Source organism: Bacteroidota bacterium, assembly GCA_013696965.1.
GTDB lineage: Bacteria > Bacteroidota > Bacteroidia > JACCXN01 > JACCXN01 > JACCXN01.
Genome location: JACCXN010000044.1, coordinates 102,896 through 128,274, shown reverse-complemented (window position 1 = coordinate 128,274; position 25,379 = coordinate 102,896). Strand labels below are relative to the sequence as shown.

At 34.1% G+C, this 25,379-nt stretch carries 25 protein-coding genes and 1 pseudogene; 14 read left to right on the top strand and 12 right to left on the bottom strand.

The genetic code is table 11. The annotated features are described in order from the left end of the window. Nucleotides 1-105: 105 nt before the first annotated feature. From H0V01_07505 to H0V01_07495, 3 genes are all read right to left on the bottom strand, one after another. Nucleotides 106-549 carry a hypothetical protein gene (locus H0V01_07505; GenBank protein MBA2583215.1) on the bottom strand — a complete coding sequence of 148 codons (444 nt, stop codon included), beginning with the start codon at nt 547-549 and terminating at the stop codon, nt 106-108. Between the two features lie 184 nt (nt 550-733). After that, entirely contained in the window at nt 734-1,822 is a 1,089-nt protein-coding gene (locus H0V01_07500; GenBank protein ID MBA2583214.1) for a beta-lactamase family protein, read from the bottom strand. Nucleotides 1,823-2,136: 314 nt separating this feature from the next. Continuing rightward, nucleotides 2,137-2,298, bottom strand: a complete 162-nt coding sequence (locus H0V01_07495; GenBank protein MBA2583213.1) for a hypothetical protein — start codon at nt 2,296-2,298, stop codon at nt 2,137-2,139. Between the two features lie 84 nt (nt 2,299-2,382). Here H0V01_07495 and H0V01_07490 point away from each other — a divergent pair, with 84 nt between their 5' ends. Further along, entirely contained in the window at nt 2,383-2,685 is a 303-nt protein-coding gene (locus H0V01_07490; protein ID MBA2583212.1) for a nucleotidyltransferase domain-containing protein, read from the top strand. After that, a pseudogene (locus tag H0V01_07485) lies at nt 2,675-3,011 on the top strand (DUF86 domain-containing protein). Before H0V01_07490 ends, H0V01_07485 begins: the two are co-directional and overlap by 11 nt. A 255-nt stretch (nt 3,012-3,266) precedes the next feature. Here the strand turns inward: H0V01_07485 and H0V01_07480 are convergent. After that, the gene (locus H0V01_07480; GenBank protein MBA2583211.1) at nt 3,267-4,430 is read right to left on the bottom strand and encodes a hypothetical protein; all 1,164 of its coding nucleotides are present in this window, start codon (nt 4,428-4,430) and stop codon (nt 3,267-3,269) included. Nucleotides 4,431-5,046: 616 nt separating this feature from the next. On the opposite strand from H0V01_07480, the gene H0V01_07475 reads away from it, so the two are divergent. From H0V01_07475 to H0V01_07460, 4 genes are all read left to right on the top strand, one after another. Beyond that, nucleotides 5,047-5,493 carry a PA2169 family four-helix-bundle protein gene (locus H0V01_07475; GenBank protein ID MBA2583210.1) on the top strand — a complete coding sequence of 149 codons (447 nt, stop codon included), beginning with the start codon at nt 5,047-5,049 and terminating at the stop codon, nt 5,491-5,493. Between the two features lie 670 nt (nt 5,494-6,163). After that, nucleotides 6,164-6,343 (top strand): hypothetical protein, encoded by a 180-nt coding sequence (locus H0V01_07470; GenBank protein ID MBA2583209.1) that lies wholly within the window; start codon nt 6,164-6,166, stop codon nt 6,341-6,343. Between the two features lie 387 nt (nt 6,344-6,730). Continuing rightward, on the top strand, nt 6,731-7,849 hold the full coding sequence (locus H0V01_07465) for a hypothetical protein (protein MBA2583208.1): 1,119 nt from the start codon (nt 6,731-6,733) through the stop codon (nt 7,847-7,849). 370 nt (nt 7,850-8,219) lie between these two features. Continuing rightward, nucleotides 8,220-8,705, top strand: a complete 486-nt coding sequence (locus tag H0V01_07460; GenBank protein ID MBA2583207.1) for a hypothetical protein — start codon at nt 8,220-8,222, stop codon at nt 8,703-8,705. 226 nt (nt 8,706-8,931) lie between these two features. On the opposite strand, the gene H0V01_07455 is transcribed toward H0V01_07460, so the two are convergent. The 3 genes from H0V01_07455 to H0V01_07445 form a co-directional block, all read right to left on the bottom strand. Further along, nucleotides 8,932-10,482, bottom strand: coding sequence for an Rne/Rng family ribonuclease (locus tag H0V01_07455; protein ID MBA2583206.1), 1,551 nt, complete (start codon nt 10,480-10,482; stop codon nt 8,932-8,934). Between the two features lie 248 nt (nt 10,483-10,730). Continuing rightward, nucleotides 10,731-11,546 carry a tetratricopeptide repeat protein gene (locus H0V01_07450; protein ID MBA2583205.1) on the bottom strand — a complete coding sequence of 272 codons (816 nt, stop codon included), beginning with the start codon at nt 11,544-11,546 and terminating at the stop codon, nt 10,731-10,733. 6 nt (nt 11,547-11,552) lie between these two features. Then, nucleotides 11,553-11,846 carry an integration host factor subunit beta gene (locus H0V01_07445; GenBank protein MBA2583204.1) on the bottom strand — a complete coding sequence of 98 codons (294 nt, stop codon included), beginning with the start codon at nt 11,844-11,846 and terminating at the stop codon, nt 11,553-11,555. Nucleotides 11,847-11,986: 140 nt separating this feature from the next. Between H0V01_07445 and mutY the strand changes: the two genes are divergently transcribed. The 4 genes from mutY (at nt 11,987) to gldD (ending at nt 15,507) form a co-directional block, all read left to right on the top strand. Continuing rightward, a complete protein-coding gene (gene mutY / locus H0V01_07440; protein ID MBA2583203.1) occupies nt 11,987-13,045 on the top strand; it encodes an A/G-specific adenine glycosylase in 1,059 nt (352 codons plus the stop codon). Nucleotides 13,046-13,112: 67 nt separating this feature from the next. Next, nucleotides 13,113-13,532 carry a single-stranded DNA-binding protein gene (locus H0V01_07435; protein ID MBA2583202.1) on the top strand — a complete coding sequence of 140 codons (420 nt, stop codon included), beginning with the start codon at nt 13,113-13,115 and terminating at the stop codon, nt 13,530-13,532. Nucleotides 13,533-13,660: 128 nt separating this feature from the next. Beyond that, nucleotides 13,661-14,932 (top strand): gliding motility-associated protein GldE, encoded by a 1,272-nt coding sequence (gldE, locus tag H0V01_07430; protein MBA2583201.1) that lies wholly within the window; start codon nt 13,661-13,663, stop codon nt 14,930-14,932. Beyond that, entirely contained in the window at nt 14,929-15,507 is a 579-nt protein-coding gene (gene gldD, locus H0V01_07425; protein MBA2583200.1) for a gliding motility lipoprotein GldD, read from the top strand. Before gldE ends, gldD begins: the two co-directional genes overlap by 4 nt. A gap of 230 nt (nt 15,508-15,737) precedes the next feature. Here gldD and H0V01_07420 read toward each other — a convergent pair whose 3' ends face one another. Further along, complete coding sequence (locus tag H0V01_07420) at nt 15,738-16,655, bottom strand: hypothetical protein (GenBank protein MBA2583199.1); 918 nt, start codon at nt 16,653-16,655, stop codon at nt 15,738-15,740. A gap of 238 nt (nt 16,656-16,893) precedes the next feature. Between H0V01_07420 and H0V01_07415 the strand changes: the two genes are divergently transcribed. Continuing rightward, nucleotides 16,894-19,278 (top strand): immune inhibitor A, encoded by a 2,385-nt coding sequence (locus tag H0V01_07415; GenBank protein MBA2583198.1) that lies wholly within the window; start codon nt 16,894-16,896, stop codon nt 19,276-19,278. Between the two features lie 124 nt (nt 19,279-19,402). Here H0V01_07415 and H0V01_07410 read toward each other — a convergent pair whose 3' ends face one another. After that, nucleotides 19,403-20,455, bottom strand: coding sequence for a COX15/CtaA family protein (locus H0V01_07410; protein ID MBA2583197.1), 1,053 nt, complete (start codon nt 20,453-20,455; stop codon nt 19,403-19,405). A 272-nt stretch (nt 20,456-20,727) separates the two neighbouring features. Between H0V01_07410 and H0V01_07405 the strand changes: the two genes are divergently transcribed. From H0V01_07405 to H0V01_07395, 3 genes are read left to right on the top strand one after another with little or no spacing between them, the layout of a single operon-like run. Beyond that, nucleotides 20,728-21,402 carry a hypothetical protein gene (locus tag H0V01_07405; protein ID MBA2583196.1) on the top strand — a complete coding sequence of 225 codons (675 nt, stop codon included), beginning with the start codon at nt 20,728-20,730 and terminating at the stop codon, nt 21,400-21,402. Beyond that, on the top strand, nt 21,396-22,220 hold the full coding sequence (locus H0V01_07400; protein MBA2583195.1) for a methyltransferase domain-containing protein: 825 nt from the start codon (nt 21,396-21,398) through the stop codon (nt 22,218-22,220). The genes H0V01_07405 and H0V01_07400 overlap by 7 nt, the downstream gene beginning before the upstream one ends. Nucleotides 22,221-22,248: 28 nt before the next feature. Continuing rightward, nucleotides 22,249-22,842 (top strand): hypothetical protein, encoded by a 594-nt coding sequence (locus H0V01_07395; GenBank protein ID MBA2583194.1) that lies wholly within the window; start codon nt 22,249-22,251, stop codon nt 22,840-22,842. 27 nt (nt 22,843-22,869) lie between these two features. On the opposite strand, the gene H0V01_07390 is transcribed toward H0V01_07395, so the two are convergent. The 3 genes from H0V01_07390 to H0V01_07380 all read right to left on the bottom strand — a co-directional run bounded on the left by H0V01_07390 (nt 22,870) and on the right by H0V01_07380 (nt 24,959). Beyond that, nucleotides 22,870-23,805 carry a hydroxyacid dehydrogenase gene (locus H0V01_07390; protein MBA2583193.1) on the bottom strand — a complete coding sequence of 312 codons (936 nt, stop codon included), beginning with the start codon at nt 23,803-23,805 and terminating at the stop codon, nt 22,870-22,872. A gap of 74 nt (nt 23,806-23,879) precedes the next feature. Further along, on the bottom strand, nt 23,880-24,656 hold the full coding sequence (rsmA, locus tag H0V01_07385) for a 16S rRNA (adenine(1518)-N(6)/adenine(1519)-N(6))-dimethyltransferase RsmA (GenBank protein MBA2583192.1): 777 nt from the start codon (nt 24,654-24,656) through the stop codon (nt 23,880-23,882). A gap of 3 nt (nt 24,657-24,659) precedes the next feature. Next, complete coding sequence (locus H0V01_07380; protein MBA2583191.1) at nt 24,660-24,959, bottom strand: DUF4286 family protein; 300 nt, start codon at nt 24,957-24,959, stop codon at nt 24,660-24,662. Between the last annotated feature and the right edge of the window lie 420 nt (nt 24,960-25,379).

The window sequence follows — 25,379 nt, the reverse complement described above, 5'->3', positions numbered from 1 at the left end:
GTCAATGAATCGTCTATTCAATTGTTTTTTACCAATAATCTATTAATAAGTAATCCAGGACTTTTAATATTAACAAATAAAAATCCTGGATTACGTATTCAAATATTATTTATTTCCTCCAGTTGTCCCTTGACTACCAATTGTATCCTGACCTGTTGCTCCTCCTGTGGCTCCACCATGACCACTATGCCCTCCTGTTGTGCCCTGGCTACCTTCCGGAGTGCCATAACCCTCAGTTTCGCTTCCTCCTCCTTGAGTTGTGCCTTGGGTACCAGATCCACCCGTTGTGCCTTGGGTACCAGATCCACCCGTTGTGCCTTCGGTGCCATATCCACCCGTTGTGCCTTCAAATCTTTCCACGGTATCCCCAGGCATTACACCTTCATCTGTCCTATCGCGTACTGCACCATTAGGCTCCTCTTGGTAACCATTTGTTGTTGTTGTTTCATCTTCTCCAGGCGCACCGTTTCTATCATTCGCACCTGGTTCACAGGCATAAAGAAAGAAACTAATAGCGATTACCGAAGCTAAAAAAAATGACTTTTTCATATGTATATAATTTTTAATTTAAGTTAATCTGACAATTATTAACCCCAAAAAACCATACCAATGCTGAAAGTCACTTTCTTAGTAGTTCCAATAATTCTATAGAATAATGCCTGTTATCAAAGAAATATAATAAGTGATAAAAAATGAGGCTAAATAAAAAAAGGCTTTTTGAGAAAATTTTTCCCTAAAATGTATTCTTATGAAATTCTTTTAATATCTGCTTTCCTAAAACAGATACATCATTATCGGAATTGCTAAGCACAACAATTCCTATTTTACTCTCAGGAATAATTCCAAGAAAACTCCTGTACCCTCCCGTTCCCCCTGTATGTTCTAAATATTTTTCATTGGAAAAATAGCCTAAATGCCACCCTAAGCCAGTTTGAATTCCATTCATTGAATCTATGAAATGGATCTGTTGAGTTTGTCTTATTGCCCCATTAAAAGGACTTTGATCCGGGTATAAATTATTCCTGATAAACTTTATCATATCAAGTACATTTGATTTTAATGCCCCCTGCCCTGCCGTAGCGTCCTGAAAATCCCAGTTTTTCACTACACTGCCTTTTGAATGCCCCGAGGCAAGATTTAAAAGTTGAAGGTTATTTATATTTACTGAAGTGTTCTTCATTCCCAAGGGAGAACAAACATTCTCATTTACCAGTTCCTGATAAGAGGACTGCATATTTCTGCACAAAACAAATCCCAACAAGCCACATCCTACATTCGAATAATTATACCTTGTTCCAATTTTATAATAAGGCTTGGCAAGGGTTAAATAATTAAGCAAATACTTTTCCGAATAATCACAATAGGGATTTTTTTTATCGCCAACGGATGACCAGAAATTATCTGCAAGGCGAGGTAAGCCGGAAGAATGACTGGCAAGCTGCAGTAAATTTATTTCCGAGCAATCCTTACTAATTAACCCCCCTGGGAAATAATCAGAGAGCTTGTCTTTCAAATTCATTTTGCCACGCTCAACCTCCTGGGCAAGAATAAGTGATGTAAATATTTTGGTAATAGAACCTATCTCAAATATTGAATTCGAATCAACAGCTGCTTGCGTAAATTTATTCTTTTGACCATAACAAAAACACATTTCCTTATCCCCTTTTACCACTCCAATACACAACCCGGCATTCTCCGGATTGCTTAAATACTTTTCTACAAGTGAGTTTATTCTTGATTCTATTTCCTTAGGTGGAAGAGAAAATGAAGTGATTAAAGTAAAAGTTGTAAATAATGCTACTAATATGAGTATGAATTTCATTGCAATTTGTTTTACCTCCCTGATTAATCAAAAACCAATAGTACTAGGGAATTAAGAACATTTGCATGAATAAAATAGTATACAGTTGAAGAAAAAAATTTAATGCAAAAAAAGAACAGCTTATCCAACCCAAAACAATACATATACTATTTCAAAGTTTTTGAAGATAAATTTCAATAAGGAAAAATTTACCTATTTTAATAAAAAGATAAAAAAGGCCTCAAAAACCACAACAGAAAGTGCACAGTTATGCGTCAGCCTTTTAGAGCAAAAAGTATCAAAGGCTTGCAGGCCTTTTTTGCCTTTTTCATTTGTTAACTTCTCTGCAAACTTTCAACACCTGGAGATGCCATCGCTTCTTGCTTGTTTTTTTCCTCACGCACTAAAAAATCAATATTGCCATCCCAAGAAATGGCACATTTTATTTTTGCCAAATCACATAAATTTTTTCCCGCAAAAAAAACAAAAAGAGCCATTTCCACTGCCCCATTTTCTGCGATTTTTAATCAGAATAGTCTGAAATTAAGATTACAATTGACAAAATTTGTACATTTATGACTATGAGAGAGATTACTACCCATATAGACCAAATAAAAAAACTTTGCTATCTGAACAAGGTTAAAACTTTATTTGCATTTGGATCAATCACATCGGACAAGTACAGACCGGATAGTGACATTGATTTAGTAGTTGATATTGAAGAAAATGATCCAATTTCCTATTCAGACAGTTATTTTAATTTGAAATTTCAGTTAGAAAACCTACTTCATAGACAAATTGATTTATTAGAGCAAAAGGCGATTAGGAATCCCTTTCTTAAAGAACAAATAGATAAAACAAAAGTCTTGATTTATGGAAAATGAAATCATGACTTGGCTTGCAGACATAAAGCAAGCAATTTCAGAAATTTAATGTTTTTCTTCCAGATAAAAAAGACTTTTATGTTTTTCAAAGAGTCCTTAAAACAAAAAGAGCGATTGAGAGAAATATTGAAATAATTGGAGAGGCCGTGAACAGAATCCTTTAATCAAATCCAGATTTTCCTATTGTTAATGCAAGAAAGATAATTGATACCAGAAATAAAGTTATTCACGGATATGACACCGTTTCCGATGAAATAATTTGGGCAATAGTTATAAGAGAATTAGGTAATCTAGAAACAGGAATCAATCTGTTACTTGAACAATAATACCAAAAAGTCTTTAATTGAAATGCAAACTATTTCACAGTTAAAAGCATATTCGCAATTCCCGCAAGCCGTGCTCTCAAACCAAAAATTGCAAATAAGCTTCTAACTCTCCCAAGAAGAATATTGATTTTTCATCCCACCTCTATTGAAAAAAACAAACACCCTCACGCACCGCCCAACTGCCACTATTCATTTCCGTTGTGCTATTCGAAACTAATCGTGACTTTCTAGAAAAGTGGGTAAGGCCAAATAACCCTATTTTCCATTAATTAATTTTTGGATTTCCATTGCAGTTCCAGTCCAGGAATTTCTGTTCAGTATTTGGTTGTAACAGAACCATCTTTCCTCATTTGCAACCTGATTTGGAATAAGCTTTCTTGAGGCAGTAACACAAAATTCTTCCGGAGTTCTAACTATATCAATGCAATGGTGATAATCTCTTTCAATATCATAGAGAGCCGTAGAAATAATGGGCTTATTGGCAGCCATGTATTTTAAAACAATGGAGGAACTTACAAAACGATTATTTTCATTTACTGCAATAGGAACCATGGCCACATCAATTGCTTTTAAATAACTAGGCATTGAATTGTATTTGGAAAGATTAAGGTAACAAATATTACTATGTTCCGGAAGCTTTTCCCTGCCTGAATTTAAAACAGGGCCAATTAAAACAAATGTTGCAAATGGCATATTAATGGCTGCTTTCTCTAAAAACTCAAAATCTATTCGGCTGTCAATTAAACCACAATACCCAATTATAGGCCTTTCGGGATTTACCAGATTGGCAGGAGCGGATGAAATTTCTTTATCCTGCACCAAAAAGATGTCATCAACCGGACTTGGAATCCAATGAACATTGTTATGTGAAAGTGATTTTGATTCAAATTCGGCTTTACTTCCAGTAATTATTATATCACTCTTTTTTATAAGTTTCATCTCATTGCTTTCCATAATATCAGAAGGCCTTATTAGTTCATTTTCTATATCATAGATTATCTTTTTAAACCTAAACTCTTTTATAAGAGGATAATAAGTGGCAGAAGAGAACCAACCAACAGGAATGTTGGTGTTTTTTGATAAGGAATGGATCACATTTTTCAAATCGTCCAAATGCCTGAGCACTGGTTTAATAACAATAAGATTATCAATTATTTTAATAACGCGGTAATGTTCTTTTTGAATGCTTTGGTCTATGAATGGTTCTTCAACAAAAAGAATTTGCTGGTATTTGGCCATCTCTTGAACAATTTGGCGCGGCCGCTGGTTAATATATTCCCAACTGGTATCTGTAAATACCATCATATCAAATGTAAACTTTACGAACAACTGGTTTTTCAAAAAATTCAATTGAATCCCCTTTGAATTAATGAAAGGACTAGTTTTTTCAGAAAAAAATTTCAATTCGGAAACTTCCATAAGCTCTTGTTATTAAATAAGCCCTTGATGTTTATTAAAAAATGAACTTATATTAATTATATTTTTTTATTCTGATTAGTAAAGCTTCCAGATTTGAATTGGTGCTTTTCCCTTATCCCTTTTGTAAACCTGTCAAAAATTCAATCTATCTGTTTGTATTTATCTAAAATTATTAATAAAATACCATGCCTTAATTAACAATTAAGGCTTCTAATCCAATGAATAAGCCTGTTTCAGCTTCATCTCCCACAGGTCTGAACAGCCTAACAATGCTTGTTAATTCATGGAGGTTTTTATACAGTTTGGGGCAAGGCTTCCTCAGATTTAATGAAATACCCTGGCAAGAAATCTAAATAATAAAAACAAGGTTTTATTAACCCTGCAATTTCATTTGCTCGAATTTTTATATGTCATCTATTTTTTGGAAAATATTCTCAAAAAGGGGAAATAAAACACTAGCACATGATTATAAAACACGAGCGTTTTTACTGAAATAAGCACTTTTCAGGGGGAAAAGCTTGGTAAATTGGCATTAACAAGTAAAGAGACTGCAGGAAAATATTTGGATCGATTTTTTATACAGAAAAAAGATTACTAACCATTAAAATTTTATAACATGAAAAATCAAAAAGAAGTTCAATCAGATGTAAATCACATTCTGGAAGTTTGCAACGAAAGAATTGAAGGGTACATGAATGCTGCTAAAAATGTTAAAGACGTAGAATTAAAATCTGTTTTTGAAAAATATGCTCAACAGACCAAAAAATTCCAGCAAGAATTACTTCCATTCAGTGACAAATCCTCCCCAGAAGAAGCAGGGACAAGAATTATTGCCGACACCTGGAGAGTATGGATGGACATGAAAGCTGCCTTAACAGACGGAGGTCGTGAGGCAATTGTAAATGCATCCGTTACAGGTGAGGAAAATGCTATCAAGAATTATGAAGATGAATTGGATGAAGAAATTCCAATGGATCTTAGAAGTATTCTTGAAAAACAACTTTCAGAAATAAAAAGTGCTTACAACCATATTCAAACCTATTCAACAAAAAGTAAATTTTAAATTAAATTGAAGGATAGGATTAAGTATAATAAAATAATAGAGGCTGTCCCAAAAGGATGGCCTCTTTTTTTTGTTAATAATTATGCGAATAAAATAATATTTAAATTATTGGTATTCAGCATGTTGAGTGTTGTTTTGGGATATGAAAGCAAAAAAAACAAAGTCGTCTTTAAATCGAACACACCACTGCAGATAAGCCTTTTACCTTATACCTATGATGAGCTGATTGCTCAGGAACATTTAGTTCAGATGCTTAACAAATGCTAATTATATTGCTGAACCATCGCCAAGATATGGAGAACTGCCATATGATGATGCTTGGATGTGGCTTAAAGAAAGTTACCCTGCAATTGAAAAACATTTATTGCTATATAAGTCAAGCTCTGAAAAAAGACAGGATAAGGGTGATTTTTGGTGAGAATTAAGAGCCTGTGATTATTATCTTGATTTTGAAAAGCCAAATTAATTTGAAAACGAATAGGTTCAATCTTCGCTTTAGTTTTGATAAAACGGGAACTTATACATTAGACAGTACTTGTATAGCTGCGGGCAAACATTTAAAATATTTGGTTGGTGTTTTAAACTCTAAGCTAATTGAAAACGAGTTAAACCATTTTGCACCAAAAACCGGAACAGTAGATTTGATTATTAGTGTTAAGCATTGTCTCCATTGCAAATACCAATTCCAACCAATAAACAAGAAAAAGAAATAAATGAATTGGCAGATAAAATAATTTCACAAAAACAAAAAGGCGAAGACTCAAAAGAGAATGAAAAAGAAATTGACCAACTCGTTTACAAACTCTACGATTTAACTGAAGAAGAAATAAAAATCGTGGAGGGGAATTAAGAAAAGAGCTTCTGCCTTTTATTAATCCCTCCGCCATCAAACTTGAATGGATCACCTATCCCTTCGCCATCCTATTCACTTGGTTCCCTAATTATTCTCCAATCCCTCCGAAATACGTTTTCATCTTGAAAATCAGGTTTTAGAACTTTGAATTTTTTTAAATATTTATTAACTTCATAAAATGATGCAAAAACTATGATGATGGATAAAAACATGACTATGAAGAATGGAACAATGGTGATGATGGATGGCTCAGTTAAAATGAAGGATGGTGCAACCATGCAAATGAAAGATAGTGATTGCATAGATATGAATGGTAAAATGATGCTGCCAAAGAAATAATTAAAGTAAAAAGTCAATAAAAAAAATAACTAAAAAAACCATATTATGATAAGAAAAATAATTTATTTAGCAACCTTTTTAGTAGTAATCGCTGGCTGTGAAAAAGACGAAACCGATCCTCCTGTTACCCAATACCCCCAAAAACCAAGCGGAAAATATGATGCCGATCCAACAGTGTTTATGAAAAGTGCGATAGACATGGATTTAAGTAACATGACTGCTAAGTCTGTAACGCTTCCTATGCTGCAAGGCTGGACAGCCAACGGGGAGAAAACATATTATATAATTACCGAGTCATCCGATTTTGAAAATGCAAAAAGCCTTGGCGTAAATTATTCACCTATCATGAAGTATGCGATTGGCACACAAGCAGTTCAAAATGTAACATTTGACCTAGTTGGTAAAATAAAATTTATGGGTACGGTTGATTTTTCTCCGGTAAGAGTTTTAATACAGGGGTCACCCAATGCGTTTCCTCCATCCACAGCAGTCCCGGGTTCAGTAGGAGATGCTAATTACTCACCCTTATTAGTGTTGCCCAATGGCATCGTGTATAATGCACCGCAAGTCGCCAATAATTCAGGCGTACAGGACAGGGTACTTAGCATCAATTACGATGAGATGAAGGTAGAACTTTTGGTGTCAGACGGTTTTTATTTAGGCAATCAATTCTTTTATCACCTTGTTACCGATGCTTCTGACCCGGTACCTGCTACAATAGAAAATGGCATCTATGCTGAAAGGCTAAAACATCTGCCAATTTTCGGAAAAAACACATTGGCTGATCCGTCAGTAAACAGAGGATTTGCATTAGTTGCCAATGGTGAAACAGGAATAAATAATCCCGAGCGTCAGGGCTTAAACTCCACTATCATAGACGGAGGTTTAGAACCAAACAATGTTTTTCAGCAAGATCCTCAAAATGATCTAGCAAATAGTAATTACAGTGCTATGTGGGATGCTCATGTTTATTTGTGGACAGATGCTGCAATAGCAGCCGGACAAAGAAAGCGTGTAAAAGATCTTAACCAGCTAAAGACCTTATTAGATGCAGGTTTAGTTATTCCTGACCCCGCAGCCATGGGTATTGTGAATCCAACAATAGCTGGTTTAAAAAATAATGGACTAATTATTAATTGTGCTGTCATTTCGCAACCTAAATAAGTGATAAAAGAAAATTAAATCCTTTCAAACAGTAATGCTTTATAGAGGCGCAGCAGTAAGTTTAAAACTTACCGTTGCGCTTTATTTTTTAATTAAAAAAATAAAAATCTAAAAAGCTAAACATTAACAATTTTTTCATCGACAGGAATGTTAATTCAATCTATATGTAAAGTATTGCTATCGTAAACTGCCCTTTTATCTTCTTGCCGCCAGCCGCTCGTTAAACGTTATAACAAATAGTTCAAAAATTTAAATGAATAATTCAAATTAGAATGAGTAAAGTCCTAGTATGATTTTCTCCCCTTAATTTTTTCTTCAACTAAAGGATTATCTGCCGCGGCTTGAAAAGTATGAAACTGATCTTGAAATTATGGGCGATAGTATTAGCTACAGCAAGACCGATCAGGAAGCAACCGTTATTCCAATGAAAGAAGATCATATGTTAAATGGCCAACTCAAGGTTGGCTACAATGTGCAGATGGCAACAGAAGACAGGTTTATTTTATCTTATAGCATCCATCAAAAACCTTCCGATAGCACAACTTTAATCCCGCACCTTGAAAATGCTTTTGAAAATCATTTACCAAAATTACCTCAAACATCAATGCAGATGCAGGTTATGGAAGTGAAGCAAAATTATGAATATTTAAAAGAGAAAGAGATCACCGCATATGTAAAGTTCCAGAACTTCCATTATGAACAGACGAGAAAGTTTAAGAAAAACATTTATCGTTTAGAAAACCTGGTATATGATGAAACAAGTGACAGTTATATTTGTCCGAACAACAAAAGATTAAATTACAAAGAAACGATAACGAGTCAAATAAAACATAACATGCAGTTCAAGCGCTTTTGATTAAGAGGCATCAAGAAAGTAAATACAGAGTTCGGCATTATTGCAATCGCCCATAACATTAAGAAAAGATGGGTGTCAGCATTAAAAACAGTTCACAGAGCCTTTTTTGTTACCTAAAATACTTGATTCAAAATAATATCTGGGGGAAAATTATAATGCTGTATTAGTTAAATAAAAATCAAAATAAAAAAACCGTCTCAAAATTTTACTTTTGAGACGGCCTCTTTTATTTTATTATTTCCTCCTGAGCCGCATTAAAAAAACGGTATTCAACAAAATGATAAGCATTTACTGGCTTAATTTTTATCCACCTTTTATATTTGAACAACCATTTTATTTGGAAGTTATAAATACCCTTGGTTAAATAGGCTTCAATATAAGGATGCACACCAAGTGTAAGCGATTTTTCATTCTGCTCCTGTATGATGTACCTTAAATTGTTTTCAATTTCATCTACAAGTAATATACTTGCTTGTACCTCTCCAGAACCCCCACAGGCAGGGCACTTTTCAGTGGTTTTAATATCCATCTCAGGCCTTACGCGCTGGCGGGTAATTTGAATGAGCCCGAATTTACTTGGAGGAAGTACAGTATGTTTGGCTTTATCCAAGGCCATTTCATCCTTCATTTTCTGATACAGCAATTTACGGTTAGTAGCATCATGAAGGTCAATAAAATCAACCACTATAATACCACCCATATCCCTTAACCTTAATTGACGAGCAATTTCAGTTGCTGCCTCTAAATTTACATCCAGTGCATTGCCCTCCTGGCTGGTTTCAGATTTAGCCCTGTTACCACTGTTTACATCAATAACGTGCAAAGCCTCGGTATGCTCAATAATTAGGTAAGCTCCGCTTTTTAAATTCACCGTCTTTCCAAAAAGACTTTTAATTTGCTTTTCAATCCCAAAGGATTCAAAAATTGGAAGGTCGCCTTTATATTGCTTCACAATTTTTTCCTTATCAGGGGCAATTGTCTGAAGGTAGGTTTTCATTTCATCATACAATGCAGGATCATCAACATTGATATTGTTAAATGAAGCATTTAGCATATCCCTTAAAAAAGCTGAAGTTCTATCGAGTTCTCCCAATAATTTTTCTGGAGCTTTAGCAGGTTTTAAGGATTCATAACAAGAATTCCACTTGTCAACTAAATCTTTGATGTCTGCATCAAGTTCAGCAACCTTCTTGTTTTCAGCAACTGTTCGAATAATTACACCAAAATTTTTAGGTTTTATACTCTTTATAAGATTTTTCAATCTTTCTTTTTCTTCGGAATCCTTTATTTTTTGAGAAACAGAAATCCTGTCAGAAAAAGGAACAAGTACTATATATCTTCCAGGTAAAGAAATTTCGGAACTTATCCTTGGCCCTTTGGTTGAAATAGGTTCTTTTGCAATTTGAACCATTATTTCCTGGCCGCTTTGCACTATTTGGTTAATCTTTCCTGTTTTGGGTATATCTTCTTCTGTTTTAAAATACAATAAAGAGGAGTGGTTTTGTTTTCCGTTCCTGGTATTTTTAACGTATTTGAAAAGAGATTGCACTTGGGGACCAAGATCAAGGTAATGTAAAAAGGCATCTTTCTCATATCCAACATCCACGAATGCTGCATTCAGCCCTGTCATAACCTTTTTTACTTTTCCCAAATAAATATCACCTACAGAAAAAGCATTGTTTCTCTTTTCCTTATGTAATTCAACCAGCCTTTTATTCTCAAGCAGGGCTATTACTACCTCGTTGGGTGAGGAATTAATTACTAATTCATTATTCACAAAAATTATTTTAAATTAAATACAGATAGCCCATGGCTTTATTAAAACCAAGGGCTTACCTTTAATTATATATTATGGTAAGTCAGAATTGAGTCCGGTATTGGAAACAAATACTGATCTATGAAAAAAAAGACTATTTCTTTTTCTTGTGTCTGTTTTTTCTTAGGCGTTTTTTGCGCTTGTGCGTTGCCATTTTATGTCTTTTTCTCTTTTTTCCGCTTGGCATGATATTCTTTTTTAAGTTTATATTATTTTATTTTTAATTTCTCTATGTAATTCGCTATTTCGGCACTCAGGGAAGCATTATCAACCCCATCTCGATATTTTTCATAACATTCAATGGCCTTTTTATTATCACCCTTGGTTTCGTATACATCTCCCATATAAAGGTATGCCTCCATATAATCAGGTTTGATTTCAATTACCTTTTCAAAACGATCTATTGCTTTATTAAATTGTCCTGATTTTAGAGAAAAATATCCTAAATTAAGATGAGCCTTAACATTTAAGGAATCAACCTCAAGTACTTCTCTTAGCAAAAGGATCCCCTTCATGGGTTCCACAGAATTTTCCACGAAACACACTGCCAGATTTATTTTTGAATCTAAATTCCCGGGTTGAACTTTTAAAACCTCTTCATAGCTTTTTATTGCCTGTTCATAAATGTGCTTGGACAAATGGCCCTCAACAAATCTGGCAGCATAAAATGAGCGTTCCCCAGCATTTTGCCAATGCTCAACTGATTTTGTCATCTCTGCTTTTTGAAAAGCATAAATTGAAGCCGCAGCAGGGTTTTTATTCAAATCCCATAATCCGATCAGTGAATCAATCAGCACCAAACTATTCTGATTGCTGGATTTTGACAATGCTTTTTCAACCAGCACAATCTTTTCAAGCTCAGCAGCAGGCAATTTGGCCTTAAAATCAGCAACATGCGTTTCAAAATTATGATCCACAGAAGCAATTTTTGCCTTTTCAACCAAAGATTCGGTTTTAGGTGCAAAATATAAAAGAACGAACATTAAAATTGCTCCTGAAAGAACAATCAATTGAAACTTATTCAACTTTTTTTATTTAGATACTTTTACGTTTTTCTTAATTTTTTCTACAAAAGATTTTGCCGGCTTAAATGATGGTATGTTGTGTGCAGGAATAATAATTGTTGTGTTTTTAGAAATATTGCGTCCTGTTTTTTCTGCTCTTTTTTTAACTATAAAACTACCAAACCCTCTTAAATAAACATTTCTTTCTTTCTCAAGGGAAGTCTTGATTGACTTCATAAAAGCTTCTACTGTTGTTTGTACTGCTAGTTTTTCTATTCCGGTTTTTTCAGAAATTTCCGCTACTAAATCCGCTTTTGTCATGATGCTAAAAATTAAAATTGTTGAATTATTTATGTTAATATGTTAATACTATTTGTTTTAAGGGCTGCAAAGATAATTTTAAAAAATCAAACAAAAAAATAATTCTTTACTTTTGACTTTTTAAATGTAACTCTTATCCGATGCACTTCTCAGAGATTCTAATTAACTGGTATCTTCAACACAAAAGGGATTTACCCTGGAGAAACACCAAAAATCCTTATTTCATTTGGCTTTCAGAGGTTATTCTTCAACAAACAAGAGTTGACCAAGGCTTGCCCTATTATCTTAATTTTATACACTCATTCCCCACTGTTTCCGACCTGGCTTTAGCTGACGAGAACCAGGTATTGAAATTGTGGCAGGGATTAGGATATTATTCAAGAGCTAGAAACCTCCATTTTACTGCAAGGCTAATCACTAATGAACATAACGGGATTTTCCCAAATAATTACATTAAGCTTAAGGAATTAAAGGGTGTGGGAGATTATACAGCAGCTGCAATTGCTTCATTTGCTTACAACTTACCTCATCCTGTTGTGGATGGAAATGTTTTCCGGTTTTTCTCTAGACTCTTTGATATAAATACTCCTATTGATTCATTAATAGGAAAAAAACAATTTCTTGAAGTGGCGAAAGATCTTATGGATGCTAAAAGGCCTGATTTGTTCAACCAGGCAACAATGGAATTTGGCGCTACTATTTGTACCCCTAAACAACCTTCATGCGCCTTATGCCCTTTTGCTCAAAATTGCCTTGCCTTGAAACACAATTCAATTGATTCACGCCCTGTAAAAGCAAAGAAAACCAAACAAAAAGAAAGGTTTTTTCATTACCTGCATTTAAAGAGTAACGATTGGCTTTTTGTACAAAAGAGAACAGGTCAGGATATTTGGAAAAATTTATATGAATTTCCATTAATAGAATTAAAATCAAGGGAAAAGCCTTTAAGTATATTAAAACACCCATTTTTTAAAGAATTAACCGGAGTGAATTGGGATCTAATTAAGGTATCTCTTGAATATAAACATATCCTCTCCCATCAAATTATTTACGCTGTTTTTTATGAAATAGAAATCAAGGAGATGAAAAACTTGCCAAAGGAATTAAAATCAATACATTTTGACACTTTAAATCAATTTCCAATACCTCGCTTAATCGACAAATACCTTAACAGCAAAGCCACCTTAGAAACCCTCTAATAAATTTCCTATTATCGATATTTTTTATATTTTTGTATAAACAATATTAACCTTAAACATTTTTTTTATGGCAGGCATCAACAAAGTAATTTTAATTGGAAATTTGGGAAAAGACCCAGAAGTGAGGTATTTGGAAGGCGGAATAGCAGTAGCTAAATTTCCACTTGCTACATCCGAAACCATCAAAGACAAAAACGGGAACAAAATTGACCAGACCGAATGGCACAATGTTGTACTTTGGAGAGGTTTGGCAGAAGTTGCTGAGAAATTTCTAAAAAAAGGTTCAACTGTATACATTGAAGGCAAAATCAAATCACGTTCCTGGGAAGATAAAGAAGGAAATAAGCGGTTCATTACAGAGATTATAGGGGATAACCTTACTATGTTGAACAAAAAGGAGGATTATGCAACAACAATGAATAGTTCTGGAAACACAGAAAAAATTGCAGTTACTTCTGAAGAAGCAACTGATAATTTACCTTTTTAACTATATTTGCTCTGTTTAATTCAAAAACATTGCATCTTACTCATTATTTATAAAAGTTGGACGAACAGAGCGGACTGGAAACATTATTAACCTTATTAACCAATTCAAGCATTGACCAATACTTTCTAATGGGAAGTATGGCAATGCTTTTATTGCTTATATTATCTGGATTGGTCTCAGGTTCAGAAGTAGCTTACTTCTCCCTTTCCCCTGCAGATCTTGAGGAGCTGGAATCCGCATCCGATAATTCATCTAAAACCGTTTTGCACCTTTTGGAAAAACCCAAAAGGTTACTTGCCACCATTCTTATTGCAAACAATTTCATTAATGTAAGTATTGTTGTTTTATCTACAGTACTTACAGATAAGCTGTTCTACATGATTACCGATCCTGTAGCTTTGTTTTTTATCCAGGTTTTGCTTGTTACATTTCTTATTCTCTTAATGGGTGAGGTAATTCCTAAAATTTATGCCAATACACATCAAAAAATTATGGCAAAATTAATGGCTTATCCTATTTTAATCCTGGTAAAAGTTTTTAAACCACTAAGTTTATTACTTGTTAATTCTACCAAAATCATTGACAAGAGATTTAAGAAAAAGGGTCATACTATTTCAGTTAGTGATCTATCTCATGCACTGGAATTAACTACAACTGAAGAAACTTCCGGCAACGAACAGCAAATTTTAAAAGGTATTGTGAAATTCGGAAATACCGATGTAAAACAAATAATGAAATCAAGAGTAAATGTTTCTGCTTTTGAGTATGATATTGACTATAAAACCCTACTTGACAAGATTGTGGAATCCGGATTTTCAAGAATTCCAATATACAAGGAAAACTTTGACACTATTTCAGGTATATTGTATATTAAAGATTTATTGCCCTACCTCAATAATGATGCAGGTTTTGAATGGCAAAAATTATTACGTCCTCCCATTTTTGTTCCTGAAAACAAGAAGATAGATGATCTTTTAAAGGAGTTTCAACGAAAAAAAATACATCTTGCTGTAGTTGTTGATGAATACGGTGGATCATCAGGAATTGTAACCCTTGAGGATATTATGGAGGAGATTGTTGGTGAAATAAGCGATGAATTCGATGAAGAGGAACTCGTTTATTCCAAGCTTGATGAACACAATTATGTTTTTGAAGGAAAAACTGCATTGAATGACTTATACCGTGTTCTGAATATAGATGGTGATATTTTTGAACAAACAAAAGGCGAATCAGATACCCTTGCTGGCTTTATTTTAGAACTTGAAGGTGCATTTCCTGCAAAAGGGGCGGAAATAAATTTCAACATCTATACGTTTAAAATTGAGTCGGTAGATTCAAGGAGAATTAAAACCGTTAAAGTAACTATTAACAACGGAGATCTGGATAAAAACAAACAATGAAAAAATTTACAATACACGTTTTATTCCTGCTTTCAATTGTGCTCTTTTTACAGAGTTGTGAACAGGATTATTCTCCAAAACCACGTGCCTATTTCAGGATTGATCTCCCTGAAAAAGAATACCAAAAACTCAAGGATCAATGTCCTTTTTCATTTGATTTTCCAACCTATGCGAAAGTTTTGAAAGATGAACGGCCTGAGGCTGAACCCTGCTGGATGAATATTGACTTTCACCGGTTTAATGCCAGAATACATTTAAGTTACAAGCCAATTGACAATAATCTTGAAACCTTTATTGAGAATTCAAGATCTTTAACCTACAAACACACCTCAAAAGCTACCGACATAAGAGAAAACCTTTTTATTAATGATTCCGCCCGAACTTATGGGCTTTTATATGATATTAAAGGGGATGCAGCAACAAACATTCAGTTTTATATCACCGACAGTACCAACCATTTTGTAAGGGGATCTCTTTATTTCAATGCTCCTCCCAACCAGGATTCATTAGCTCCTGTTATAGACTTTATCAAAAAGGATATTTATCACCTGATGGAAACCTTTAAGTGGAATTGATTTTTTCCCTTTCTCAATAACATCTACCTTGAGAATTCAAGGCTCAATTTTGGTGTAAAACAAGATTATTTTTTACAGCTAATGCAAGTTCCTTTACAGTAAAAATTCGTTGAAATTTAATTTAAAGTTTTACTTGTTGGCTGATTGAGGATAGAAATATATTTTTCCAGTTGCTTGGGAAATGTTTTTAGGAAAACAATATTTAAAGGGTATGGAATTAAATAAATCAATTATTCGCTGCCTAAATAAAAATCAATAAGTGAATAAATTGTTTCAGACTTTAAATTTGCACCTCCTTCCAAAAACAGATCAATTGTAACATAGATTTCCTCTATGCTAATTTTTCCATCTTTATTGCTATCGTATGCTTTAAACTCCTCCTGTAAATTATACCCCTCAATTATGGTCTGGATTATTTTTTCCCTGGTTTCATTCAATTGTTCCACAGTAAGAAACAGAAGGTGATCGTTTTTTGATTTTTCTGCCTTTAACTCTTCAAGCAGTTTTTCCATTTCTATTCTTTCTTCCTTAGGCATTGTTGTCGCTAAATATTTTTGAAGATCTCTTATCTGGAAGGAAAGACCGCTGTTGTAGCCTATATACTCTTTCATGAAAAGAAAATTTGTTGACTTGTCTGCATTTAAGAGCTCGAGACTGTCATTCAAATTGGTGTTATTGGGAAGTTTACCCTTTATGTTCGGATTGTTATCAGAAGCTGTAAGAAATGCATAATAAGAATTTACCACGATTGACCCACAAAAAAAAATGATTTTTTCTGTAATTGCATCTTTTCCTTCAAGAGTAGGTGCTTTTCTAATTTCTTTTACTTTTCCTGTATAGGAAATTGTTTTTTTATTTATATCCTCTATAACTGATTTTACTTTTTTTTGAATATTTTGTTCTTTCAGCAATATTCCTGTGTTAAATACGAGTTCATTAAATACAAGAACAAGGCTGTCTGAAAGAGCATTTTTAATTGCGGGCTTGTCTGCAAAATAAATTTTTTTGGACATTTCAAATGCAGAACGGCTTAGGTTGGCTGTTTTCAAATATGCATCATTAATTAGCACCGGCTGTATTACTTCTGTCTGACAATACAATACAGGGGCAATTAAAAAACAAACAAAACTTAAAAAAAACAGGCGCATTTAAATGAAATTAATTGTCATTTTTTGAATCTAGTTGCAATTTACTAAATTAATGGCAATTTTGCTCAATAAGAGTGCTCTTTTTTCTATTAAACACAAATAATATCATGAATTTGAGGCAAAAATAATTTCTTAAAATAAGTCATTTTTAAAAAAAAAAATTAGAAACAAAAATTATTGTAGTCTTTTTTACTTTCATCTATTTATTTTTTAGATTATCTTAGTCAAAAAATCAAGTATGACTATCCGACTCTTAACAATTGCAGGTTTTATTATCCTTAGCTTTTCTTTTCCGATATTATCACAGGAATTACCCAAATATTCAAAGGTTAAAGTTTACACCAATTCCCTCCCGGGTGGTTTAAAAGCTTTGGGCGCCCTGGGAGTAACTACTGATCATGGCGAAGTAAAAAAGGATGTTTATTTTATTTCTGATTTTTCTGAACATGAAATAAATTTAATTCAACAAAGTGGATTTCAATATGAAATAAATATTGACGATGTTGTTGAATTTTATATTAGTCAAAATACGCTTGATTTAAGCAGTGATTCAAGGGATTCAAGAAATAGTTGCAACACACCTGTTGTTTATCCAAGCCCACAAAATTTCCAGTTAGGTTCAATGGGTGGTTTTTTTACCTTTCAGGAAATGATAAACAATCTGGACAGCATGGCAAGTAAATATCCTAGCCTTATTTCTGTAAAGCAATCCATTGGCAATAGTGTAGAAGGCAGACCAATTTATCACGTTAAAATTTCTGACAATCCAAGCGTGGATCAAAATAAGCCGGAAGTGTTTTACAATGCTTTGCATCATGCCAGGGAGCCTGCCTCTCTTTCTCAGTTAATCTATTATATGTGGTATTTGCTTGAAAACTATGATACAAATGCGGAAGTAAAATACCTTGTGGATAATCTTGAAATGTTTTTTGTGCCTTGTGTAAACCCTGATGGATATGTTTACAATTATACTACCAATCCAAATGGCGGCGGTATGTGGAGAAAAAACAGAAAAAACAATGGCGATGGAACTTTTGGCGTTGATTTAAACAGAAATTATGGTTATTCCTGGGGATTTGACAACAGTGGATCATCTCCTTCAAGTGGCTCAGATGTGTACCGAGGCCCTGCAGCATTTTCAGAGCCCGAAACCCAAGCTGTAAGGGATTTTTGCAATCAAAGGGATTTTAAACTCACATTAAATTATCATACTTACGGAAATTTATTAATCTATCCCTGGGGCTTTCAGCCTTCTTATTATACTCCAGATTCTGCTTTGTTTGTGAACTATGCGCAGTTACTTACCAGGGATAACAATTACAAATATGGAACTGGTGATCAAACAGTAAACTATGTAGTTAATGGGTCTTCTGATGACTGGATGTACGGGGAAGAAACTACTAAAAACAAAACTATGGCAATGACTCCAGAAGCAGGCGAAGGTTCTGATGGATTCTGGCCCCCTTCTTCCAGGATAAAGGACATTTGCATGGTGAATATTCGTCAGAATTTAAGTATGGCACATCTTGCAGGAAAATTTGCACTGGCTAAGGATAAATCCCCTGCTATGCTTGCTGTTAAAAATGCATACATAGATTTTGAAATAGTCAGACTTGGTCTGGATCCCGCAAATTTCACCGTAAGCATTATTCCTTTAAACAATGTTTCATCAGCCGCTGCACCAAAAGTTTTTTCTGGCCTGGACTTGCTTGAATCTAAAATCGATTCAATAAGTATAGCTTTAAATCCCGCCATTAACGATGGACAGGCCTTTAGTTTTGTTTTGGCAGTAAACAATGGCATGTATACACATTATGATACCATTACAAAAATTTATGGCTTGCCTGTTGTTCTATTGGCTGATAATGGCAACAATCTTGGTAATTGGCAAACAAGCACCTGGGGAATAACTTCAAATGCTTATTATTCACCCTCTTCATCTATTACAGATTCTCCTAATGGAAATTATGCAAACAATATCAATAAGACAATTACTTCACTCTCAAAAATCAATTTGGTTGATGCTACCTCTGCGATGTTAACTTTTATGGCCAAATGGGATATTGAAGCAGGCTATGATTATGTTCAGGTAATGGCCTCCTTAAATGGCTCCTCCTGGACTCCATTATGCGGTAAATACACCAAGCCGGGATCATCAAACCAGGTATCAGGAGAACCTTTATATGATGGCCTACAAACCACTTGGGTAAAGGAAGAGATAAACTTAAGTGATTATCTTGGCCAGGAAATATTTTTGAGATACAAAATTGTTTCCGACAATTATGAAACGGGAGATGGATTTTATTTTGATGACCTTATTGTAACCACAACTGGAAGTCTTTCAACTCTTACTTCACAACATCATTTTACATATTTGTTTCAAAACCAACCTAATCCAGCAAATGATTATACTTATATCAACTTTAATGTTTTAACACAGAATACTAACAATAAAATAATACTATACAATTCCCTGGGTTCTGTTATAACCGAAATACCTGTATATGAACAACAAGGAAGCATTCGGGTTAATACTTCAGAATTAGCAACTGGGATTTATTATTATACTATTGAATCAGGAGAAAACAAAACTGCTTTTAAAAAGATGGTTATTGTTAGGTAAAAACCAGGGGCAATCCTTAATTAAAGATATTTTGAATCAATCCTGATTTAGAAGGCAAATGCTTTTTAATGCGCTATTTTCCTTCTCAAGCGTTTAAATGTTCAATACTTATTTTTCCCGTTTATTAACCCTTTGAATAATTTTGCTTTGACAGGGAAAGCTGAAAGAACAAATAAATTACAGCTCCGAATGTAAAAAATGCACCTGCCTGATGCAATACACCAAATACAACTGGAACGGAATAAATAAGGGTTATTATACCTAGCAGAAATTGAAGAGAAACTAGGGATACAAGTAAATCAATTGATCTTTTTAAATTTCCATTTACAGCGTTTTTCCAGCCAACGTACCATATTATTCCTATTAGCGCAACAACACCATATGCTATATAACGGTGTATAAACTGAACACTGGCCGGATTTTCAAAAAAGCTCATTAACCCCATTTTATTGTATGTATAACCTACTGATTCTGCAATCCATTGATCACCCATTTTTGGAAAAGTTGTATATGAATATCCTGCTTTTAATCCGGCTACAAATGCACCATAAATAATCTGAATGGTTAACACAAGAAACAACAACAAGGATAATGTGTAAAGGAGTGGTGAAAAATCAGACTGCTGCTTTTTCTCTTTAGGTAACAAATCAAGGGCTACCCAAAAAGTAAATCCAAATGAAATGAAGGCGGTTATCAAATGTGCTGCAAGTCGGTAATGACTAACTGCCGGATCTTTTACCAGTCCGCTTTTTACCATATACCAACCCAAAAATCCCTGGAAACCTCCAAGAACAAAAATCAACAGTAATTTTTTCAGTAAAGTAACATTGAATTTTTTAGTTACCAAAAAATAGACAAAAGGAATAAAAAACACCAGACCAATAAATCTTCCAAACAAACGATGGATGTATTCCCACCAAAAAATTGATTTAAACTCATGCAGTGAAAAATGCGTGTTTACAAGCTGAAACTGGGGCGATTGTTGGTATTTTAAAAACAGATCCTGCCAGGCAAGCTCTGTGAGGGGTGGAAAAGTGCCCATTAAAAGGTTCCATTCTACAATAGAAAGACCAGACTGGGTAAGTCTGGTAATTCCCCCCACTACCACCATTAAAAAAATAAGGGTACAACCTGTAAAAAGCCAAACTATTATTGGTTTATCTATACTTGAAGACATGAAAAAAAATTATTTTTCAAAATTAATCATTATTTTACTTTGTATTTATATTTGAATACTGCTGTCCGGTAAAAGTTTTTTAGATTCCTCGCTACGCTAGGAATAGCAGGCATTCCTAGCGTTTTAGTTTCCCAAAACATATGTTCCTCACTTTCAATGTCATTCCGAACGAACGCAGTGTAGTGAGGAATATTTTCTTTTTTTACCGGACATTAAGATATTTGAAATACCGGACATTAAGATATTTGAAACAAAAACAAACTTTAAACAGTATGAATAGCAACATATTTCCTGAATTTATGAAGAAAGTCCTGCTTTGTTTGTTTTTAATAAATCCCTGCCTTTTAAGTGCACAGAAACTCACTCCAACAAAAAACGATGGAGGTTTTTTGCAACTCGGAATGCGAAGCACTATTAGTGCATTTGGGAGTAATGGTTACATAGGAACTGGAGTTGGTGGTCAGTTACGATTAAAATTGGCAAATAAATTAAATACGGAATGGTTCACAGATTATATTACTACTGATATCGGTGGGCTTGGAAATAGAGTTGATGCACATATTGGCTGGTCCGTAATGTTCTATCCATTCAAAGATTACAATGAAGCGAAATTTACCCCTTATATTCTTGCAGGGCATTGTTTTGATTTTACAAAAATCAGCACCAACTCAAATCCCGAAATTAATCTTCTTAAAAATAATTTAAGCCGGTGGAGCTCTGCTGTTCAATTGGGTGCAGGTACTCATTTTCACATTTCACCAAAGGCAGACGTTTCTCTTGCCGCTCAATATATGACTCATCTTGGCAATGATATACATACCGAAAAGGCTGGAATTAATGGTGAAAGCTTCCTTAGAATAAAAGAGGACAACCAAAAAAACCTTAGCCTTGAAGGTCATTTACTATTCACTGTTAGTCTTAATATAGCAATTACAGATTTATGGTAGAGGGCATATACCTTCACGGGTATTCGGAAAAGGAACAACAAAGGCTTGTTCAGCAAGCATTATTCCTGGAGCAAATGGTTTATTCAGAAATTGATTTATCCTCGGCTAAAAACCTGTTGGAAATCGGTTCTGGAGTTGGGGCTCAATCTGCAATTTTATTAAACAAATTTCCTGCTATTCATATTACAGGAATTGATTCCTCTACTACCCAACTTCAAACAGCAAAACATTACCTGGATCAAAATCCCGGCTTTAAAGGACGATTTGATTTGCAACAAATGAATGCAGAGTGTATGGATTTTGAAGATGCTACTTTTGACAGTGTTTTTTTATGCTGGATACTCGAGCATGTTAATAATCCAGGGAAAGTTTTAAAGGAGGCATTTCGAGTTTTAAAGCCCGGTGGTGTGCTAATTGCCTCTGAAGTATTCAATGCTACCTTTTATACTTTTCCCTTTTCTCCGAATATAGAAGAATTCTGGAATCAGTATAATTTATTCCAGGAGAAAGCAGGTGGCGACCCCAATGTGGGAGCAAAATTGGGAAATCTTTTGGCTTCTGCAGAATTTAGTAGTATCACAACGAAAACAAAATATTTCCATGCCGATAACAGAGACATTAAATATAAAAGAAAAACAATTGAATATTGGACAGAACTTTTATTAAGTGCAGCACCTAATTTATTAAATGCTGGCCTTGTTAGCCATAAAACAACAGAAGAGGTAAAAAAGGAATTTGCATTTATTGCTGATAATTCCCAAGGTGTTTTTTTCTGTTCTTTTATTCAGGCCCAGGCTGTGAAAAAAGTTGAAAGTTAAAAAGTTAAAGCATTTAATCCATTTAGCAATGAAATACTCTTTGTTTATTCTTGTATGTTTGGGCTTGCTCCCAATTTCATTAATTGCTCAGAAAACTGTTTTTCCAAAGGAGGGAATACTCCGTGCAACAGCAACTTTATCCACGGGAAACATGTTAAAACAACCAGTAACACATATTTATCTAAATGGTGATTTGGAGTATTATGTAAGCGAACAGGTTTCAATTAAAGGAGAATCCTATTACTTTTTAGGTTCATTAATGAACAATCATTTTTTCGAATTCAATCATTCTCTTTTTGCAGGTATTTCATACCATTTACTTAAGGAAAAAACAATTGATCCTTATATTGCTTTTCAACCAGGTGTTGCCTATTCTTTGGCAAAGCCAGGAACAAACGGAGATCAGGAAAGTTTGATGTTATATAATGCAAGCCCCAATCCCCTTTTATCCCTTTCTATTGGCTTTAATTATTATGCATCAAAATATTTCCATTTGTTTATGAGCACACAATATATCAATGGAAAATATCTTTTCGATGCTCCACAACCTATTTCTTTAGATGAACTGCGGGTTTCCTTTGGACTTGGCTTTAATCTGAATTTAAAGAAATCGAAAGTTTAAGCATTTTATAAGCAAACAAAAGCAAAATTACAATTGGCAGATTTTGTTAAATAAAACCTGGGATATTTTATAATAAGATTCGTGCGTCCATCCTGCAATGTGAGGCGATAACAGAACCTTATCACTGTTAACTAAATATTGAAATGCTTTAGGAAGTTTTTCCTTGTCCAAATTTTCAAATGAAACAGCCTCATATTCCAACACATCAAGGCATGCACCCAAAATTTTGCCTGTTTCAATTTTTTCAACCAAGTCCTCTGTATTTACTACGGGTCCTCTGGAAGTATTAATAAGAAAAATGTTTCTTTTGAAATTATTAATATACTGGGAATTTACCAAATACTTTGTTTCCTGGGTTAATGGAAGATGCAGGCTAAGTATGTCCGCTTGTTCAAAGATTTGCTCAGCCGAGGCTTCTGTGGCATATTCATCCGAATAATTAACCCGGTATTTATCATAGGCAAGAACCTTAACCTGGAACCCCTTTAATTTTCTGGCAAGAGCTCCTCCTGTATTGCCATATCCTATTATTCCAATGGTTTTACCTTTTAGTTCAATTCCTCTATTCCCCTCACGTATCCATACTGCTTCTCTTACCTGCTTATCAGCCCTTGGCAAATTGTTAAACAAGCTTAACAACATTCCAATTGCATGTTCTCCAACTGCGTCCCTGTTTCCCTCGGGAGCATGCAAACAAGTGATTCCTTTCTTTAGGGCATATGCAACATCAATATTTTCAAGACCTGCACCGCCTCTGGCAATAAACTTTAAGTTAAGCGCTTTATCTAAAAAGTCTGATCCTATTTTAAACCTGCTTCTTAAAACCAGCCCATCAAACTGATGAATAATTGTTTCAATTTTTTCTTTTGGCCAGGTATAATCAAAAACCACATTATAGCCTTTTTTCAGCAGCTCCTCCTCAAGGTAAGGGTGCATTGTATCAAGAAATAGGATATTTTTCATTTGTTGGCCAACTGGTTTTGGAGTGTCATAGGTGCGAAAATTCAGGCAATAATAAATTGAAACATTTAATACCCTTATACATTCAACATTTTAGTGAGTTCAACAAAATCTTCCACCGAAAGTTCTTCCGCTCTTTTGGTAAGGTACCCTGAACTTTCAAGTGCTTGCTTATCCTCTGGCAGCATTGCTTTAAGTGCATTACGGAGCGTTTTTCTGCGCTGGTTGAAACCCATTTTTATCACTTTTTTAAACGCTGCATCATCACATCCAAGGCTTACTCTATTGTTTCTCTTTATACGAATAACCGCTGATTTCACTTTAGGAGGAGGAGTAAAAACATCTTCATTTACTGTAAATAAATATTCAATATCATAATAAGCCTGTAAAAGCACACTTAAAATTCCATAAGCTTTATTTTTAGGAGGCGAGGCAAGCCTTTGTGCCACTTCTTTTTGGAACATTCCAACCAACTCTGGTATACTTTCTTTATGCTCAAGTACTTTAAAAAGGATTTGGGAGGAAATATTATAGGGGAAGTTTCCAATTATAGCAAAAGATTCATGGAAATACTCTTCCAAAGGAAACTTTAAAAAATCCGCAGAAATAATCCGTTTATCCAATTCAGGAAAATGATTCTTCAAATATTCAATGGATTCTCTGTCTAGTTCAATTACTGAAAGTTCAATTTCCTTATCAAGAATAAGGTATTTAGTAAGCACACCCATTCCCGGGCCTATTTCCATTACTTTTTTATAACCCGCCTTAGTAAGGCTATCAACTATATTTTTGGCAATACCTTCATCATTTAAAAAATGCTGGCCTAAATGTTTTTTTGCTCTAACTTTTTCCATTTTTTATACAACTTCAAGTAAAGTACGAAATGCAACAAATTTCCCCTTGTATTTTTCTATATGTTCTTTTTGCAATTGTGGAGCATGGTCCCTTTGATAGATTTGAATATCCTCCATTCTTTTGCAGGTATATTGTATGGAATATGTTGTTCCTGATTCTTCGTCAACAAGTACTTTGAGCATACGATTCTCTATAAAAAGTCCTGTACTCATTACATTGGGTATATGAACTTCTTTCATCCATTTTAACCATTCCTCGCGCACATCATTCTCTATATTAACTGTAACATTGTAAATTATCATTTGTATTTTATTTTTTATGATTTTCTATCATACTTTTAATTATTTGCAATTAAATTTTGATTAAACAGTACTTTTCCAGGTGGTTTGTTTGAATTTTTTTGCAATTTTTTCTTTTCGCGAATATACTAAAAATGAACCTTGCATAAATGTCACTGGGTTCATTTTAAAAATCATTGTATATAAATGCGTCTTTTACATAACGGTTTTTTGATGTAAAAAAGTCTGGTTTCCCTTTATCACATTAAATTAAACCATGTTAAAATTTATTTGAAGAAAGCAGAAGTAAATTTATCATCAAGGGAAATAGTGCGTTGGAAATGATAAATTCCCTGCAAAAATGCCAAAGTGAAAGAATGCAAAAGCTTAAGAAAATAATGCTTTATAGTTTGCTTTTAGGATTTCCTTTGTGGATCAAATATG